Source organism: Rhizobium sp. PK7-22, assembly GCF_056530405.1.
This window is the reverse complement of record NZ_CP096514.1, coordinates 2,117,189-2,136,161: the sequence shown is the minus strand read 5'-3', so window position 1 is coordinate 2,136,161 and position 18,973 is coordinate 2,117,189. Positions and strand designations below refer to the sequence as shown.

Annotated in this window: 14 protein-coding genes; 3 read left to right on the top strand and 11 right to left on the bottom strand. The window is 62.5% G+C overall.

Annotated features, from left to right (window positions below):
- The first annotated feature begins 18 nt into the window (after window positions 1-18).
- From M1E10_RS15140 to M1E10_RS15130, 3 genes are all read left to right on the top strand, one after another.
- Window positions 19-327 carry a DUF3572 domain-containing protein gene (locus tag M1E10_RS15140; RefSeq protein ID WP_499177191.1) on the top strand — a complete coding sequence of 103 codons (309 nt, stop codon included), beginning with the start codon at window positions 19-21 and terminating at the stop codon, window positions 325-327.
- A 79-nt stretch (window positions 328-406) separates the two neighbouring features.
- The gene (locus M1E10_RS15135) at window positions 407-1,699 is read left to right on the top strand and encodes a DNA polymerase IV (RefSeq protein WP_499173642.1); all 1,293 of its coding nucleotides are present in this window, start codon (window positions 407-409) and stop codon (window positions 1,697-1,699) included.
- 119 nt (window positions 1,700-1,818) lie between these two features.
- Window positions 1,819-3,144: a L,D-transpeptidase family protein gene (locus tag M1E10_RS15130; RefSeq protein WP_499173640.1), complete on the top strand. Its 1,326-nt coding sequence runs from the start codon at window positions 1,819-1,821 to the stop codon at window positions 3,142-3,144.
- 10 nt (window positions 3,145-3,154) lie between these two features.
- On the opposite strand, the gene dnaE is transcribed toward M1E10_RS15130, so the two are convergent.
- From dnaE to nuoL, 11 genes are all read right to left on the bottom strand, one after another.
- Window positions 3,155-6,646, bottom strand: coding sequence for a DNA polymerase III subunit alpha (gene dnaE / locus M1E10_RS15125; RefSeq protein ID WP_499173639.1), 3,492 nt, complete (start codon window positions 6,644-6,646; stop codon window positions 3,155-3,157).
- A 319-nt stretch (window positions 6,647-6,965) separates the two neighbouring features.
- A complete protein-coding gene (locus M1E10_RS15120) occupies window positions 6,966-7,649 on the bottom strand; it encodes an ABC transporter ATP-binding protein (protein ID WP_499173638.1) in 684 nt (227 codons plus the stop codon).
- Between the two features lie 14 nt (window positions 7,650-7,663).
- Window positions 7,664-8,968: an ABC transporter permease gene (locus tag M1E10_RS15115; RefSeq protein ID WP_499173637.1), complete on the bottom strand. Its 1,305-nt coding sequence runs from the start codon at window positions 8,966-8,968 to the stop codon at window positions 7,664-7,666.
- A gap of 45 nt (window positions 8,969-9,013) precedes the next feature.
- The gene (gene proS, locus M1E10_RS15110; protein WP_499173635.1) at window positions 9,014-10,336 is read right to left on the bottom strand and encodes a proline--tRNA ligase; all 1,323 of its coding nucleotides are present in this window, start codon (window positions 10,334-10,336) and stop codon (window positions 9,014-9,016) included.
- A 450-nt stretch (window positions 10,337-10,786) separates the two neighbouring features.
- A complete protein-coding gene (locus tag M1E10_RS15105; RefSeq protein WP_499173634.1) occupies window positions 10,787-11,056 on the bottom strand; it encodes a DUF1467 family protein in 270 nt (89 codons plus the stop codon).
- Window positions 11,057-11,134: 78 nt separating this feature from the next.
- Window positions 11,135-11,539, bottom strand: a complete 405-nt coding sequence (gene mce / locus M1E10_RS15100; protein ID WP_499173633.1) for a VOC family protein — start codon at window positions 11,537-11,539, stop codon at window positions 11,135-11,137.
- 13 nt (window positions 11,540-11,552) lie between these two features.
- Window positions 11,553-13,220: a ribonuclease J gene (locus M1E10_RS15095; RefSeq protein ID WP_499173632.1), complete on the bottom strand. Its 1,668-nt coding sequence runs from the start codon at window positions 13,218-13,220 to the stop codon at window positions 11,553-11,555.
- Window positions 13,221-13,227: 7 nt separating this feature from the next.
- On the bottom strand, window positions 13,228-13,998 hold the full coding sequence (locus M1E10_RS15090) for a biotin--[acetyl-CoA-carboxylase] ligase (RefSeq protein WP_499173631.1): 771 nt from the start codon (window positions 13,996-13,998) through the stop codon (window positions 13,228-13,230).
- Between the two features lie 2 nt (window positions 13,999-14,000).
- Window positions 14,001-15,443, bottom strand: a complete 1,443-nt coding sequence (gene nuoN / locus M1E10_RS15085) for an NADH-quinone oxidoreductase subunit N (protein ID WP_499173629.1) — start codon at window positions 15,441-15,443, stop codon at window positions 14,001-14,003.
- 18 nt (window positions 15,444-15,461) lie between these two features.
- Window positions 15,462-16,973, bottom strand: coding sequence for an NADH-quinone oxidoreductase subunit M (locus M1E10_RS15080; RefSeq protein ID WP_499173628.1), 1,512 nt, complete (start codon window positions 16,971-16,973; stop codon window positions 15,462-15,464).
- Window positions 16,973-18,973 (bottom strand): NADH-quinone oxidoreductase subunit L, encoded by a 2,001-nt coding sequence (nuoL, locus tag M1E10_RS15075; RefSeq protein ID WP_499173627.1) that lies wholly within the window; start codon window positions 18,971-18,973, stop codon window positions 16,973-16,975. The genes M1E10_RS15080 and nuoL overlap by 1 nt, the downstream gene beginning before the upstream one ends.

Below are 18,973 nucleotides of genomic sequence, written 5' to 3'. Positions count from 1 at the left end.
GGTAACCACTTGGCTGCAATGCCCCGCGATCCCAAAAACGTATCCCATGGAGCCGAGAACGCCGAGCAGACGGCGGTCGCGATCCTCGCATGGCTGGCATCCGAACCGGAGATGCTGAGCCGTTTCCTGGCCCTGACGGGGCTCGAAGCCGGGCAGCTTCGGGGCGCCGTCTCCGATCCCGGGTTTCTCGGCGGCATGATCGACTTCCTGATGGGGCACGAGCCGACGTTGCTCGCCTTCTGCGAAGCGACGGACACCCGGCCGGAGGCAGTAGAAGCCGCCTGGCGCTACTATTCTGGACCCGGCCTGGACTCCGGTGAGTACTGACTGACGAAACGCCCCCTCTGGCCCTTGAGACTTGCACGCGCGAGGCGTAGGGTCAAGATGTTCAACTTATGTTCTCATCATGACACCTGCGCCCGCCCCCAAACCTGGCTTCTGTCGCGACTGCCTTGCGGAGCAGAAGGCCGAGGTGCGTCGGTGCCGCAGCTGCGGCAGCCCCCGCCTCCTCTATCATGCCGAGCTCTACGACCTGCCCATCGCGCACATCGACTGTGACGCCTTCTACGCGGCCGTGGAGAAGCGCGACAATCCGGAGCTTGCAGACAAGCCGGTGATCATCGGCGGCGGCAAGCGTGGCGTCGTGTCGACTGCCTGCTATGTGGCACGCATCCACGGCGTGCGCTCAGCCATGCCGATGTTCAAGGCCCTTGAGGCCTGCCCCGACGCTGTCGTGATCCGACCGGACATGGAGAAATACGCCAAGGTGGGGCGCGAGATTCGCCAGATGATGCTGGAGCTGACGCCGCTCGTGCAGCCTCTGTCGATCGACGAAGCCTTCCTGGATCTTGCCGGCACGGAACGCCTGCACCACGATCCGCCGTCCCGCACGCTGGTCAAATTCGCCAAGCGTGTGGATGCGGAGGTGGGGATCAGCATTTCGATCGGCCTGTCCTACTGCAAGTTCCTGGCCAAGGTGGGATCGGACCTGCAGAAGCCACGCGGCTTTTCCATCGTCGGACGGCAGGAGGCGCTGGCGTTTCTGGCGCCGCGGCCGGTCACGACCATCTGGGGTGTCGGCAAGGCCTTTGAGGCGGTGCTGGCCGCCGATGGCATCCGCACGATCGGCCAGCTGCAGTTCATGGAGGAAGGCGACCTGATGCGCCGTTACGGCTCGATGGGCCAGCGGCTCTACAGGCTTGCGCGCGGCATCGACGAGCGCGACGTTCACCCAAACGACGCCGCAAAGAGTGTTTCCGCGGAGACCACCTTCTTCGACGACATCTCCCGTCACGAGGATCTCGTGCCGATCCTGCGCCGGCTGTCGGAGAAGGTGTCGGCGCGGCTGAAGAAGCATGCGATCGCGGGTCAGACGGTGGTGCTGAAGCTGAAGACCGCGGACTTCAAGAGCCGGACGCGCAACCGCCGGCTGGAGGATCCGACGCAGCTGGCCGACCGGATCTTTCGCACAGGGCTGTCGCTTCTGGAGCGGGAAACGGACGGAACGCGGTTCCGCCTGCTCGGCATCGGCGTCAGTGATCTCTGTGATCCGGCCACTGCGGATCCCCCCGACCTCGTGGACCGGGGCGCCGTTCGACGGGCCGCGGCGGAAGCGGCCATGGACAGGCTGCGCGACAAGTTCGGAAAGGCGGCAGTCGAGACCGGCTACACGTTCGGTGGCCGTCGTCGAGATCCATGAACCGATCAATGAAATGTGATGGGATGGTGCTCCGCTGTGACTTCATCCCCTCCACCGGAAAAGCTTCGTTAAGTCAGTCGCGCTAATTTGACTCAATTGTATTGCGTGTGAGGTCATTGATGTTGCGTCGTATCGTCTTCGGTCTCGGGCTCCTGTCCGCGACCATGCTGTCCTGTTCCGCCCTCGCGAGCGAAGATCGCGCCCTTCAGATCATCATTTCCAAGGATGCGCAGTCGATGACCGTCTACGACGGCGACAAGGTGATTGCGATATCGCGCGTCTCGACGGGCAAGGTCGGCCATACGACACCGAGCGGCATCTTCTCGATCCTGGAGAAGCGCAAGTACCACGAATCCAACATCTATTCGAACGCCCCTATGCCGTTCATGCAGCGGCTGACTTGGTCAGGGATCGCCCTGCACGAAGGCGTGGTCCCGGATTATCCGGCATCGCACGGCTGCGTGCGCGTCCCGACAGGGTTTGCCAAGACGCTGTTTGGCATGACCGACCGGGGCCTGCATGTGATCATCGCCGACGCGCCGGTCGAGCCGGTGAAGATCGAGCACGTCAACCTCTTTGCACCGTTGAAGCCGCTGCCGTCCGAACCGCTGATGTCGGACATCGACCTGCGGCCGACGGTGAAGCGCAAGACTGCCGGTCCCTACGAGGTCGCCATGAACTCCGCGGAGCAGGCACCGGACATGACCACCACCGGTTCCATCTCAGGCGCCGATCGATCGCCGCTCAGGATCCTCATCAAGCGGCGCGAGACCAGGGAAACCGTCCTCGACGCCCAGGTGCTGCTGACGGAGCTCGGCTTCTACGCCGGTACGCCGGACGGGCTTGTGGGATCCATGACGCGCTCGGCGATCGCCGGCTTCAAGCGCTGGAAGAAGTTACCTGCCGATGGTGCTGTTTTATCGAAGGAATTTCTGTCAGCGCTTTATCGCGCCTCAGGCAAGGATGAGCCGCCGGCCGGCCATCTGCTTGTTCGGCGAAACTTCAACCCGCTGTTCGAGGCGCCGGTCGGCCTGAAGGATTCCGAAATCCCGCTCGGCACCCATCTCTTCACGGCAAGCGGCGTCGATCCGGACCGGGAGAAGGCAGACTGGCATGCGGTGACGCTGCCGACCCATCTTTCGTCTGCCGAGATGCAGCGCCTGGGGATCAAGGAGGATGCCACCCCTTCCACGGCAAAGGCTGCGCTCGACCGTCTGGAGATCCCAACCGACTTGCGCGAACGCATTGCCACCCTGATGAGCGACGGCACATCGCTCACCATCACGGACAAGGGCCTCGGCCCGGAAACCGGCAAGGGCACCGACTTCATCACCCTCACCCGCCAGCAACAGTCCGTGGCGCAAGCAGAGCCGGTATCGAGCACGCCGCGCAAGCCGGCCCTCTCGCGGATCCGCTCCTATCAGAACGGCGTCGGCCTCTACTAGGCCGACGTTTCTAGACGAGCTCGACGTCGAGCACCCCAGGCGCCGTGCGCAGAGCGGCGGCGATTTCGGGGGAGATGCGGTACTTCTCGGTCAGTTCGACCTCGATTTCCCGGCGTCCGTCTTCCTTGATGATCACGAAAGATACCAGCCCGTCGCCTCTCGCATTGAGGTGGCGGGCGACCGTTCGCATCGGGCCCGAGTCGCGCACGAACACCCGCAGGGCCTTCTGCATCTGCACGGATTTCTCCTCCAGCGAGGCGGCCGTCTGGATGCGCAGGCCAATGCCTTCCGGGCGCTCCTCCGCCTGAACGGTAATCACCAGCGACTTGCCGGGCTCCAGCAGGTCGCGGTACTGCGCCAGAGCTTCGGAAAACAGCACAGCCTCGAACTGGGCGGTGGCATCCGAAAAGGTCACGATACCCATCTTGTTGCCGGTGCGGGTCTTTCGCTCCTGCCGGCCCGTCACGGTGCCTGCAAGGCGCCCGGCGGTGGCGCCCTGCTTCACCGCGGCGGAGAACTCGGCGAAGTTCTGCACGCGCATCTTGGCCAGCACGTCCTTGTAGGCGTCCAGCGGATGCGCCGAGAGATAGAAGCCCAGCACCTGGTATTCGCGCATCAGCATCTCGGACGGCATCCAGGGCGTGAACGGCGGGAAGACCAGCATCTCGGGGCCTGTTGCCGACGAGGAGCCGAACATGTCGTGCTGGCCGCTCACCTTGTTCTCCTGGGCCCGCTGCGCGTATCCGACGATGCGCTCGAGGCCCGCCACCAGTTCGGCGCGGTCACGCCCGAAGCAGTCGAAGGCGCCCGCCGAAATGAGGCTCTCCATGACGCGACGGTTGATCTGCTTGGGGTCGATCCGCAGGCAGAAGTCCTCGATGCTGGCGAACGGCGTCTCGCCGCGCACCTCGACGATGTGATCGACGGCCGATTCGCCGACGCCCTTGATGGCGGCAAGCGCGTAGTAGATGCGATTGTCATCGGTCTCGAAGCGGCGGAATGAGGTCTGTACCGAAGGCGGCACGACCTTGATGCCGAGACGCCCCGCGTCCTGGCGGAAATCGTTCAGCTTGTCGCTGTTGGCCATATCGAAGGTCATCGACGCGGCCAGGAATTCGGCCGGATAATGCGCCTTCATATAGGCCGTCTGGTAGGAGACGATGGCATAAGCGGCGGCGTGCGACTTGTTGAAGCCGTAGTTGGCGAACTTGGCGAGCAGTTCGAAGATGTTCTTCGCCTGCGGCTTGGAGACGCCATTCTTGATGGCGCCATCGATGAAGCGCTCACTCTGCTGGTCCATCTCCGCCTTGATCTTCTTGCCCATGGCGCGGCGCAGAAGATCGGCTTCGCCGAGCGAATAGCCGGACAGAACCTGGGCGATCTGCATCACCTGTTCCTGGTAGACGATGACGCCCTGGGTCTCCTTCAACAGGTAGTCGATCGTCGGGTGGACCGATTCTATCTCCTCCTCGCCGTGCTTGCGGGCGTTGTAGGTCGGGATGTTCTCCATCGGGCCCGGGCGGTAGAGCGCCACCAGCGCGATGATGTCCTCGATACAGTCGGGCCGCATGCCGATCAGCGCCTTGCGCATGCCGGCAGATTCCACCTGGAAGACGCCGACCGTCTCGCCGCGCGAGAGCATTTCGTAGGTCTTCTGGTCGTCGAGCGGGATGCGGGCGAGATCGATGTGGATATCGCGCTTGGCGACGTAGTCGACGGCGGTCTTCAGGACCGTCAGCGTCTTCAGTCCGAGAAAGTCGAACTTCACCAGACCGGCCTGCTCCACCCACTTCATGTTGAACTGGGTGACCGGCATGTCGGAGCGCGGATCGCGGTACATCGGCACCAGCTTCGACAGCGGCCGGTCACCGATGACGATGCCGGCGGCGTGGGTCGAGGCGTGGCGGTAGAGGCCTTCGATCTTCTGGGCGATGTCGAGCAGGCGGGCGACGACCGGCTCCTTGTCGGCCTCCTCCTGCAGGCGCGGCTCCTCCTCGATCGCCTTCGAGAGCGGCGTCGGATTGGCCGGATTGTTGGGCACCAGCTTGCAGATCTTGTCGACCTGGCCGTAGGGCATCTCCAGCACGCGCCCGACGTCGCGCAGCGCCGCGCGCGCCTGCAGCGAACCGAAGGTGATGATCTGCGCCACCTGCTCGCGGCCGTATTTCTGCTGCACGTAGCGGATCACCTCTTCGCGGCGATCCTGGCAGAAGTCGATGTCGAAGTCGGGCATCGAGACGCGGTCGGGGTTGAGGAAGCGCTCGAACAGCAGCGAGAAGCGCAGCGGATCGACGTCGGTGATCGTCAGAGCGTAGGCCACCAGCGAACCGGCACCCGAACCACGGCCAGGACCGACGGGAATGCCCTGGTTCTTCGCCCATTTGATGAAGTCGGCAACGATCAGGAAGTAGCCGGGGAACTTCATGCGCTCGATGACGCTGAGCTCGAAATCCAGCCGTTCGCGGTAGTCCTGCTCCGTATAACCCGGCGTTATGCCGAGAAGAGCGATCCGGCTCTCCAGACCCTCGATCGACTGGCGCCGCAGTTCGGCGCCCTCGGCCCGGTCGGCCTCGTCGGGGTCATCGCTTGCCCCGGTGAAACGCGGCAGGATCGGCTTTCTGGTCTCAAGGATAAACGAACAGCGCCGGGCGATCTCGACAGTGTTCTCCAACGCCTCCGGAAGGTCGGCAAAGAGCGCGGCCATCTCGGCGCGGCTCTTCAGGTAGTGATCCGGGGTCAGGCGGAAGCGGCTGTCATCGGACACCATCGCGTTGTGGGCAACCGCCATCAAGGCGTCATGGGCGTCGAAGTCGTCGCGGGTGGGAAAGAAGGCTTCGTTGGTGGCCACCAGCGGCAGGTCGTGGTCATAGGCGAGGCTGACCATCTTGTGTTCGTGGCGGCGATCGTAGGACCCGTGACGCTGCAGCTCGACATAGAGGCGGTCCGGAAACAGCGTCTTCAGACGGAGGAGCCGGGCTTGGGCGTGGGAGGGATTGCCGTCCTTCACGCAGACATCGACCGGACCGCCGCGTGCACCTGTCAGCGCGATCAGTCCTTCTGTACCCGCTTCCTCCAGCCAGGAGGCACGCAGATGCACCGCCTGCTGGCTCTCGCCGCCGAGATAGGCGCGGCTGATGAGATCGACGAGCCGCTCGTAGCCGTCGGCGGTGGAGGCAAGCAGGACGATCGCAGGGAGCTTGGCGAGCTGATGATGGTTGCGACGCTCCTCGGTCTGGTCCTCCATGTCGAGGGAGACCTGGCAGCCGATGATGGGCTGCAAACCCTCGTCGATTGCCTTCTGGGCAAATTCCAGCGCCACGAAGAGATTGTTGGTGTCGGCGATGGCGATCGCCGGCTGGTTGTCGGCGACGGCCTTGGAGAGGATCTTCTTGAGCGGCAAAGCGCCTTCGAGCAGCGAGAAGGCGGAATGAACCCGCAGATGAACGAATTGCGGCGTGCCTGCTACGCCGCCCACCACCATGTTTTCCGTCCGCTCTGCCATAGTCTTACATCACCTCATGAATCAGGTGATTTTCCGGCTTCCGGCCCGTGAAGTCCAGTTCTGACTGCGGTCGTCAACGCCTTTCGGCGCCGGCGTGCTTACATCGCCATCATCAGCATGGAAAGGCTGGCGACGAAGGTCGCGATGGAGGCAAATGCAGCAATGTCACGAATGAGGTCCGTCATCGTCATCTCCTTTGTTCCTGTATGTTGGCACTTTGTTCTCTTTTTATTCCTGCGTCAACCCTGACGCAGGAAAAACAGAACAAGGCCGCCGTTGCCGGCAGCCTTGGTGAACAACAGGTTGGAGAATGGCTCGGTTAGAAGTCGACGACCCTGCCGCCCTCGATAGTGACGCGGCGATCCATGCGGGCCGCCAGATCGTGGTTGTGGGTGGCTATCATGGCCGCGAGACCCGATTGGCGCACCAAGGCCTCCAGCGCATCGAAGACGTAGGAGGCGGTCTTCGGGTCTAGGTTGCCGGTCGGCTCGTCTGCCAGAAGAATACGCGGCGCATTGGCGACGGCGCGGGCAATGGCCACCCGCTGCTGCTCGCCGCCGGAAAGCTCGGTGGGGCGATGTTCGGCGCGGTGGCCGATGCGCATGTAGTCGAGAAGCTGCGCCGCCCGCTCCTTTGCTTCCGCTTGCCCAAGGCCGGCGATGAGCTGCGGCATCATGATGTTTTCGAGCGCCGTGAACTCCGGCAGGAGATGGTGGAACTGGTAGACGAAGCCGATGTCGCTGCGGCGGATAGCCGTCCGCTCATCATCAGACAGGCCGTTGCAGGACCGCCCGTTGACCACGACCTCGCCGCCGTCGGGATGCTCCAGGAGACCGGCCAGATGCAGCAGGGTCGACTTGCCCGTGCCGGAGGGCGCAACGAGCGCGACCGTCTCGCCGCTTCTCAGCTCGAAATTGGCGTCCTTCAGGATCGAGAGCATCATCTCGCCCTCGCCGTAGTGCCGTTCGATGGCCGTGAGCTGCAGAACCGTTTTGCTTACCATGAAGATGGATAATCCTATTCGTAGCGGAGGGCCTGGACCGGGTCGAGCTTGGAGGCACGCCATGCCGGGAAGATCGTCGCCAGGAAGGACAGCACCAAGGCCATCATCACCACCGAGAACGTTTCGCTGAAGCTCATTTCCGCCGGCAGCTGGCTGAGGAAGTAGAGTTCCGGATCAAAAAGCACCGTGCCCGAAAGCCAGGAGAAGAACTGCCGGATCGATTCGATGTTGAGACAGACGATGACCCCGAGCAGAACGCCCGCGAAGGTGCCGACCGTGCCGATCGCGGCGCCTGTCATGAAGAAGATCCGCATGATGGCGCCCGAGCCGGCGCCCATCGTCCTCAGGATCGCGATATCGCTCCCCTTGTCCTTCACCAGCATGATCAGGCCGGAGATGATGTTGAGCGCCGCGACAAGCACGATCAGCGTCAGGATCATGAACATGACGTTTCGCTCCACCTGCAGCGCCGAGAAGAAGGTCTGGTTGCGCTGCCGCCAATCGGTAACGTGAACCTGGCGTCCTGCCGCCGCCTCGACGAGGGGTCGCAGGCCTTCCACGTTGTCCGGGTCATCGACGAAAAGCTCGATCGACTGCACGAGGCCATCGGCGTTGAAATAGAGCTGCGCCTCCTCGAGCGGCATGTAGAGAATGGTGGCGTCGTATTCCGACATGCCGATCTCGAAGACGCCGGAAACCGGGTAGGCTTTCACGCGCGGGTTGACGCCCATCGGCGTGACGTCGCCTTCGGGCGAAATCAAGGTGATGTCGTCGCCGGCGGTGATGCCCAGCGACGCCGCAAGCCGGGAGCCGACGAGCACGCCCTGCCCCGAAGCAAAGCCGACGATATCGCCCTGGCGGATGTTGCCGGCAATCTGAGGCAGTTTCTCCAGGTCCTCGGCGCGGATGCCGCGCACCAGAGCGCCGGATCCAGCACCGGCGCGGCCGGATGCCAGCGTCTGCCCCTCCACCAGCGGCAGCGCCATCTTGACGCCGGGCACGGCCTCGAACTTGACGGCAAGATCGGCGTAGTCGGTCAGCGGGCCGTCGATCGGCTGGACGATCATGTGTCCGTTGATGCCGAGGATCCGCGAGATCAGTTCGGTGCGAAAGCCGTTCATGACCGCCATGACGATGATCAGGGTCGCAACGCCCAGCATGATGCCGATGAAGGAAAATCCGGCGATGACGGAGATGAAGGCTTCCTTGCGCCGGGACCTCAGGTAGCGCCACGCCACCATCCGCTCAAAGGCGGAGAATGGTGCGGCCGAAGGACCGAGGTCCATCTTTTCCGTCTGACTATCCGCTGCGCTTGCCATTCTCTATCCTCAACCCGTTTTATCCGACCGCCCGAAGCTGCCGGCTCAGCCGGTGAGCTTGTTCATGGCGGCCTCAAGCGTCATGACCTCGCGTGCGCCGGTCCTGCGATCCTTGACCTCGACCTCGCCGCTGGCCGCAGAACGCGGCCCGACGATGACCTGCACCGGCACACCGATGAGATCGGCGGTGGCGAATTTCGTACCGGCGCGGTCGTCCGTGTCATCGTACAGGACGTCCTTGCCGTCCTTGCCGAGGCCCTCATAAAGCTGGCCGCAGACGCTATCGCAGGCGGCGTCGCCGGGCTTCATGTTGATCAGCATGGTATCGAAGGGCGCGACGGATGCCGGCCAGATGATTCCGTTCTCGTCATGCGAGGCTTCGATGATGGCGGGAACAAGGCGTGTGGGACCGATGCCATAGGATCCCATGTGGACAAGGTGTTCCTTGCCGTCAGGCCCCTGCACCTTGGCGCCCATGGGTTCGGAGTATTTCGTGCCGAAGTAGAAGATGTGGCCGACCTCGATGCCGCGGGCCGAGAGACGATCCGAGGCGGGAATGGCGTCGAAGGCCGCCGCGTCATGCATCTCCGAGGTGGCGGCATAGACGGAGGTCCACTTGTCGAAGATCGCCTGCAGTCCGGCGACGTCATCGAATTCCGTGTCGACCGAGGGAATGTCGAACTCGGTGAAGCTCTTGTGGGAGAACACTTCGGACTCGCCCGTGTCTGCCAGGATGATGAATTCGTGGCTGTGGTTGCCGCCGATCGGGCCGGTGTCGGCGCGCATCGGAATTGCCCGCACGCCAAGCCGCGCGAAGGTGCGCAGGTAGGCGACGAACATCTTGTTGTAGGAATGGATGGCGCCTTCCTTCGTCAGGTCGAAGGAATAGGCGTCCTTCATCAGGAACTCGCGCGAGCGCATGGTGCCGAAGCGCGGACGGATCTCGTCGCGGAACTTCAGCTGGATATGGTAGAGATTGAGCGGCAGGTTCTTGTAGGACTTCACGTAGGAGCGGAAGATGTCCGTGACCATCTCCTCGTTGGTGGGTCCGTACAGCATCGGCCGGTCCTGGCGGTCGGCGATGCGCAGCATCTCTTTGCCGTAGGCCTCGTAGCGTCCGCTTTCCTGCCAGAGCTCGGCCGACTGGAGCGTCGGCATCAGCAGCTCGATGGCACCAGCGCGGTTCTGTTCCTCGCGCACGATCGCATTGACCTTGTCGAGCACCCGCTTGCCGAGCGGCAGCCACGAGTAGATCCCCTGGCTCTGCTGGCGGATCATACCGGCCCGCAGCATCAGGCGATGGGAGACGATTTCGGCTTCCTTCGGGTTCTCCTTCAGGATGGGCAGGAAGTAGCGGGACAGACGCATGGATTTTTCCGGATTTTCGAGATTTCCCTGGCGGGAATCGGCTGTTTTCAAGCTTGCTTTGGCAGCAGCGTCATAGCCGTTTCGGAAGGCGATGGGAACCCGCCCTGACGTGCGTGGGCTCGCGCAACAGCTGTCGGCGCGGAACCCAGATCAGATGAACAAGGGAAATTTGTGACAAGCCTGCGACATTTTTGTCAACTGGAAAATTATTGCAAGAGTGTAGCAAAAATACAAAAAAACTGGGTGACAGGGCTTAATCTTTAGGCTAGGTTTAGCCCATAAAAGAGGCAAGGAGATCAAATCCTTGCTTGATCGCGGTCAAGTCTTGGGAGGATCAGATCTTAGGCGCGCTCGTCGCAGCCCCGGCAACGGTTAAGGATCACGCGAAACTGGAACAAGGCCTCACGGCCTTGTTTTTTTTTGGCCCGTCAACGGCCGACCCTCTCTCCATCAACGAAAGTCGGGGACAATCCGCGGCAGGCTCGCGATGCTCATGCCGAAATAGGTAGAGGCCGCAAACCAGACCCCATAGATGACCGCCGACACCAGCGTGGTGATGATCAGCACCCGGCCCATGCGCATGTGTGCCGGAGCGCTACCAACAGTTCCCAGCGTCACCTCTCCCTCATCGTCCTGCGAACGCATGCCAAGCGGCAATACCGCAAAGAGCGTGAGCCACCAGATGATGAAATAGACCGCGAAGATGGGTAGGAACGACATTCTGAACTTCCTGCTGGGCTTGGCGCACTTATAGCGACATCCGTCGCTGCGTACAAACCCAGCCATAGAGGCGGACTGTCACACCTCCTCCAGCTCTACCAGCGTTCCCGCCATGTCCTTGGGGTGCAGGAAGAGCACCGGTTTTCCATGGGCGCCGGTTTTCGGCGTTCCGTCACCCAGGATCCTCATTCCGGCCCGCTGCAGCTGATCGCGCGCCGCAAGGATGTCGGCGACCTCGTAGCAGATGTGGTGCATGCCGCCGGACGGGTTCTTCTCCAGGAAAACAGCAACCGGCGACCCCTCCCCCAGCGGCTCCAGGAGCTCCACCTTGGTGTTTTCCAGCTCGACGAACACCACCGTCACGCCATGCTCCGGCAGAGCCTGCGGCTGCGAGACCCGCGCATTCAGAAGATCGCGATAGGTCGCCGTCGCCTGTGCCAGATCCGGCACGGCGATGGCGATATGGTTGACGCGTCCCAGCATGCGCGGCCCTCCGCTAGACCTTGTTGAGGAAGACGGTGACCATCGGCTTCTTGCCCCAGGCCTCGTTGGCGGCCGAGCGCACGGCGCGTCGAACCGCCTCCCGCAGCATCCCCAGATCCTTGCGGCGTGCGCGCGGAATGCTCTCGATGGCGTTCAGCACGGCGTCATAGAGCGTGTCCTCCATCTCCTCGCCCTCGTGATCGAGCTCCGGAAGGCCGATGGCCGAGATGTCGGGGTCGCCGAGGAAGTCGAAGCGGCTGTCGAGCAGCACGCCGACCGAGACATGGCCGACGTAGGAGAGCTTGCGGCGATCGTCGATCCCCATTTCCTTCAGGTCGCCGATCAGCTTGCCGTCCTTGAAGACCCGGCCGTGGGGCGCATCACCGATGACTTCGGCAGGACCCGGCGCGATGCGCAGGATGTTGCCGTTGCGGACCTTCGGAATGGAGGCAATGCCGGCCTGTGCACCAAGTTCGGCCTGCGCCGTCAGATGCGCGGCTTCGCCATGGACCGGAACGAGGATCTGCGGGCGCGTCCACTCGTACATGCGCAGGAGCTCGTTGCGGCGGGGATGGCCCGACACATGCACCAGCGCCTCGCGGTCGGTGACGATATGGATGCCCTGCTCGATCAGCGCGTTCTTGATCTCGATGATCGGCTTCTCGTTGCCGGGAATGGTCCGCGACGAGAAGACGACCGTGTCACCCGATGCAAAGGCGACGTTGCGCATCTCGTCGCGCGAGATCTTCGCCAGTGCTGCTCGCGGCTCTCCCTGGCTGCCGGTCAGGATGACGACGACCTTGTCGCGCGGGATATAGCCGAACTCGTCCTCGGCGAGGAAGGGCGCGATGCCTTCCATCAGACCGACGTCGCGGGCAACACCCACCACCCGCTTCATGGAGCTCCCCAGCAGCAGGGTCTGCCGGCCTGCGGCTTGCGCGGCCTGGGCGATCGAGCGGATGCGCCCGACGTTGGAGGAGAAGGTGGTGATCGCTACCCTGCCCTCGGCACTCTCGATGATCTTGCGCAGACCTTCCGAGACTTCCTCTTCCGAGGGAGAAACGCCGTCGCGCTCGGCATTGGTGGAATCGCACATCAGCGCCAGCACGCCTTCGTCTCCGACTGCGCGGAACCGTGCCTCGTCGGTGAACGGTCCAAGCGACGGCGCATCGTCGATCTTCCAGTCGCCCGTATGAACGATATTGCCGAGCGGGGTGCGGATCACCAGAGACATCGGCTCAGGGATCGAGTGGTTGACGCCGATCGCCTCCACCTCGAACGGACCGACGTTGATGCGGTCGCCGGCCTTGAAAGGCGTGATCGGAATCTCCGGCCGGTTTCCTTCGTAGGCGCGCTTGGCGTCCAGCATCCCGGCGGTGAAGCCAGAAGCGTAGACCGGCACGTTCAGCCCGGGCCAGAGGTCGTTCAGAGCACCGTAGTGGTCCTCATGGGCATGGGTAATGATGATGCCCTTCAGGTTCTTGCGCTCGTTCTTCAGAAAGCGGATGTCGGGCAACACCAGATCGACGCCTGGAAGGTCGGGACCGGGAAAGGTCACACCGCAGTCGACCATGATCCACTGGCGCTTGCCTGGTACTCCGTAACCATAGAGGGCGAGGTTCATGCCGATTTCGCCCACCCCACCGAGGGGGAGGAACACCAGTTCTTCTTGCTTGGCCATAATGTCTTTATTCCGTTCTTTCAAAGAATACATCACCGGCGGCAATGGGCACAATCTGCCCGCCGCCCAAATTCAGCATCAGCAGGCCGTCTGCCGCTATGCCATCGAAACGTCCCGTAAGAGATTTATCGGGAAGGTTCACGGTGATCTTTTCACCGACGCCGCAGGCCACTTCGAGCCAGCGGCGGGTGATCTCCGAAATCCCTCTACCTTCATCCCAAATCTTGAGTACAACTGCCATCTCTTTGAAAAGATGGGCAAACAATTCATCTGCGGCAACAAAACACCCGTGCTCCTCCAGGCGCGTCACGGCATAGGGCGCCGTATCGGGCTTGTGGCGGATGTTGACCCCGATACCGATCACCAGAGCGTGTCTGCCGTCCGGCAGCCCCTCGCCCTCGATCAGGATCCCGCAGGTCTTCTTGCGGCCGATGAGGATATCGTTCGGCCATTTCACCTCTATCGGCTCGGCGTCGCGCGGCATCACCGCGGAAACCGCAGCCTGAAGGCCGACAGCGACTGCCAGAGGCAGGGAGGCGACCCGTTCCATGGGAGCGGGATTTATCAGCAATAGAGACGCATATAGGTTGCCCGGTTCGGACGTCCAGACGCGGCCGCGTCTGCCGCGACCGCTCGTCTGACGAACCGCGGTGATCCAGAGGTTGCCCGGATCACCAGCCCTGGCCCGCTCGAGGCATTCCGTGTTGGTCGAGCCGACGTCCTGCAGGGCTTCGTGGCGGAACGCTTCCAGGCTAAAGCGTTCTGCTCTTTCAGACATGCTCAGAAGAAGGAGGCGGCAGCAGCACTGGCTGCGGAGCCGACCGGTCCACCGAAGATCACATAGGCTGTGACGAACAGGCCGGAGAGCCCGAACACCAGTCGCAGTTCACCAGGCACCCGGGCGAATTCACCCGTGGGCTCATCGAACCACATCAGCTTGACGATGCGCAGGTAATAGTAGGCGCCGACGACGGAGGACAGCACACCAATGACGGCAAGCGCATAGAGCTCTGCCTCGATTGCGGCGATGAAGACGAAGTATTTGGCAAAGAAGCCCGCGAGCGGCGGAATGCCGGCCATCGAGAACATCAGCGCCGTCAGCACCACCGCCATGAACGGTTTGGTCGAGGCAAGGCCGGCCAGGTCATCGACGTTCTCGACGTTGTCGCCTTCCTTGCGGCGCATCGCCATGATGCAGGCGAAAGTGCCGAGCGTCATGACCATGTAGATGAGCATGTAGAGAATGACACCGGAAATACCAGTCTCCGTCCCTGCGGCAAGACCCACCAGAGCAAAGCCCATGTGACCAATGGACGAATAGGCCATCAGCCGCTTGATGTTGCGCTGACCGATCGCCGCGAACGACCCGAGAAGCATCGAGGCAATCGATACGAAGACGAGGATCTGCTGCCAGTCGGCGACGAGCGGCAGGAAGGCGTCCGACACGATGCGCACGAGGATCGCCATGGCGGCGACCTTCGGACCGGCTGCAAAGAAGGCGGTCACCGGGGTCGGCGCGCCTTCATAGACGTCCGGCGTCCACATGTGAAACGGCACGGCCGAAATCTTGAAGCAGAGACCTGCGAGCACAAAGACGAGGCCGAAGACCACTCCGAGCGAGCGCGTCTCGCCGGCCAGAACCAGAGCAATCCCGTCGAAGCCGGTGTTGCCGGTGAAACCGTAGATCAGCGACATGCCGTAGAGCAGCATGCCCGAGGACAGCGAGCCGAGCACGAAGTACTTGAGGCCGGATTCCGTGGAGCGAAGGCTGTCGCGGTTGATTGCTGCGACGACGTAGAGCGACAGCGACATCAATTCGAGACCGAGGTAGAGCGCCAGCAGGTCGTTGGCTGAGATCAGCAGCATCATGCCGAGCGTGGCAAGCACCAGCAGAACCGGGAACTCGAAGCGGTCTATCTGCTCGGAACGGGCGTGGCCGACGGTCATGATCATGGCGGTCACCGAGCCGATCAGGGCCACTGCCTTCATGAACCGCGTGAACGGATCCAGAAGGAAGGCACCGCCGAAGGCTTCGCCCTCGCCCGGCACCAGCACCAGCCAGAGGCCCGACGCGATGATGAGGGCAACGGCCAGGCCAGTCACGGTCTGGGCGGATCGTTCACCGGAAAAGACCCCGATCATCAGTAGCGCGAGCGCTCCCACTGCCAGGATGATCTCCGGCATGGCGAGCTGCAGGCTTTCGAGGAGTAATTCAGAGGTCATGTCCTGTCGTGTCCTGTCTCAATGCACCGTGAGTGCAAGATCTTGCGCTGCCTGCAGGGCCGCGGCGTAGTTGTTGACGAGCAGATCCACCGAAGCCGCCGTCGCATCGAAGATCGGGGCCGGATAGACGCCGTAGAAAATGGTCAGGGCGACCAGCGGATAGAGGATCAGCTTCTCACGCCCGGAGAGATCGAGCAGGCCCTTGAGGCTTTCCTTCTCAAGCGCACCCCAGATCACCCTGCGATAGAGCCAGAGAGCGTAGCATGCCGAGAGGATGACGCCGGTGGCGGCGAAGAGTGCAACCCAGGTGTTGACCTGGAAGACGCCGATGACCGTGAGGAACTCGCCGACGAAGCCGGAGGTGCCGGGCAGTCCGACATTGGCCATGGTGAAGACCATCAAGACCACCGCATACTTCGGCATATTGTTGACCAGGCCGCCGTAGGCGGAGATCTCGCGGGTGTGAAGACGGTCGTAGATGATGCCGACGCAGAGGAAGAGAGCGCCCGAGACGATACCGTGCGAGAGCATCTGGAAGATCGCACCCTGCACGCCCTGAACGTTGGCTGCGAAGATGCCCATCGTGACGAACCCCATGTGGGCCACCGACGAATAGGCAATCAGCTTCTTGATGTCATCCTGCATCATCGCGACGAGCGAGGTGTAGATGATCGCCACCACCGAGAGGGTGAAGACGAAGGGCGCGAAGTAGTCGGACGCCAGCGGGAACATCGCCAGCGAAATGCGGATGAACCCGTAGCCGCCGAGCTTGAGCATGACGCCGGCAAGAATGACGGAGCCTGCGGTCGGTGCCTGGACGTGCGCGTCGGGAAGCCAGGTGTGGACCGGCCACATCGGCATCTTGACGGCGAATGCGGCAAAGCAGGCAAGCCACAGCCACGTCTGTATCCCAGCCGGGAAGTTGAAGCGCAGCAGCTCCGTGATGTCGGTGGTGCCGGCCTGCCAGTACATGGCCATGATGGCGAGCATCATCAGCACCGAGCCGGCGAGCGTGTAGAGGAAGAACTTGTAGCTCGCGTAGACGCGGTCCTTTCCACCCCATACGCCGATGATGACGAACATCGGGATCAGCGTCGCCTCGAAGAAGACGTAGAAGAGGACGATGTCGAGGGCTACGAACACGCCGACCATGACCACTTCCAGAAGCAGGAAGGCGATCATGTACTCCTTGAGGCGCTTCTGCACGGAGTTCCAGCTGGCCAGGATGCAGAAGGGCATCAGGAAGGTCGTCAGGATGACGAACAGCATGGAGATGCCGTCGACGCCGAGATGATAGGAAATCCCCGTGCCGAGCCAGGCGTGCTTCTCGATCATCTGGAAGCCCGGGTTCGAATTGTCGAAGCCGATCCAGATGAACAGCGACACGATAAACGTGAAGACCGTCGTCAGAAGCGAGACGTTGAGGATGTTGCGTCGGCCGTAGGCGCTGTCTTCGCGAGTCAGGAGAAGAAGCAGGACGCCCACGAGCGGCAGGAAGGTGACCGTCGAGAGAATTGGCCAGTCGATCATTAGATTGAGCTCCCGAGCATCATCCAGGTGACGAGGGCGGCGACGCCAATCAGCATCGCAAACGCGTAGTGATAAAGATAGCCGGACTGCAGGCGCACCACGCTGCGGGTCACGTCGACGACGCGGGCCGCGACGCCGTTCGGGCCGTAGGCGTCGATGACGCCGACGTCACCCTTCTTCCACAGGAAGCGGCCGAGGCTCTTGGCGGAGCGGACGAACAGGAAGTCGTAGATCTCGTCGAAGTACCACTTGTTGAGCAGGAAGTTGTAGAGGAGGCTCTGCTGCTCGGCCAGGCGCTTCGGCGTGGAAGGCGACTTGATGTACATGTACCAGGCCGTCACGAAGCCAAGCGCCATCGCAATGAACGGGCTCCACTTCACCCACAGCGGCACGTGGTGGAACTCTTCCAGGATCTCGTTCTCCGGCAGCGTGAAGAGCGCCCCCTTCCAGAACTCGCCGTATTCGTGACCGAAGAAATAGCCTTCGAACAGGACGCCGGCGACGACCGCGCCGAGCGCCAGCACGTAAAGCGGCACCAGCATGACCTGCGGCGATTCATGCACGTGGTGCATCACGTCGGCCGAGGCCCGCGGCTTGCCGAAGAAGGTCAGGAACGCCAGGCGCCACGAGTAGAAGCTCGTGAACAGCGCGGCGATAACGAGAAGCGTGAAGGCGAAGCCCGAGGCCACCGAATGGGAGGCATAGGCCGATTCGATGATCACATCCTTGGAGAAGAAGCCGGCAAAGCCGAACATCGTGCCCGGAATGCCAACGCCGGTCAGCGCCAGAGTGCCGATCGTCATCATCCAGAAGGTGACGGGGATGTGCTTGCGCAGGCCACCCATGTACCGCATGTCCTGCTCGCCATCGACGGCGTGGATCACCGAGCCGGCCCCTAGGAACAGGAGTGCCTTGAAGAAGGCGTGCGTGAAGAGGTGGAAGATCGCCGCGCCATAGGCCCCTACCCCCAGCGCCACGAACATGTAGCCGAGCTGCGAGCAGGTGGAATAGGCGATGACGCGCTTGATGTCGTTCTGCACCAGACCGACGGTCGCGGCAAAGAAGGCCGTGATCGCACCGATCACGGTCACGAACAGCAGGGCATCGGGCGACAGTTCGAAGACCGGCGACATGCGGGCGACGAGGAAGACGCCCGCGGTGACCATGGTGGCGGCATGGATGAGGGCCGAGACCGGGGTCGGGCCTTCCATGGCGTCCGGCAGCCAGGTGTGCAGCAGGAACTGAGCGGACTTGCCCATGGCGCCCATGAAGAGAAGGAGGCAGACAATCGTGAGCGCGCCATAGCGGGTCACGTCCATCCCGAAGATGTTGGCGACGACTTCGCCGGCTTCGGCCGCGCCCTCGGCGGGGAGATAGCTGCCCGCGGCGGCAAAGATCGTCTCGAAGTTCAGCGAGCCGAACAGCATGAAGAGGCCGGCGATACCGAGCAGGAAGCCGAAGTCGCCGACACGGTTGACGATGAAGGCCTTCATCGCCGCAGCGGAAGCCGAAGGCTTCTTGTACCAGAAACCGATCAGGAGGTAGGAGGCGAGACCGACGCCTTCCCAGCCGAAGAACATCTGCACCAAGTTATCGGAGGTCACCAGCATCAGCATGGCGAAGGTGAAGAGCGACAGGTAGGCGAAGAAGCGCGGCCGATGCGGATCGTGGTGCATGTAGCCGATCGAATAGACGTGGACGAGCGTCGAGACGGTGTTGACGACGACGAACATCACGGCCGTCAGCGTGTCGATGCGGAAGGCCCACTCGATGTCGATGCCGCCGGACTGGATCCAGCGCATGACGTCGACCTTGATGACCTCGCCAGCTTCGCCATGCGCCAGCGCTACGTTGAAGAAGACGATCCAGGACAGGATGGCCACGACGATCATCAGGCCGCTGGTGATGTATTCGGACGCCTTGGCGCCGATCGAGCGGCCGAAAAGGCCCGCAATCAGGAAGCCGATCAGGGGAAGAAAGACGATTGCCTTGTAGATCAT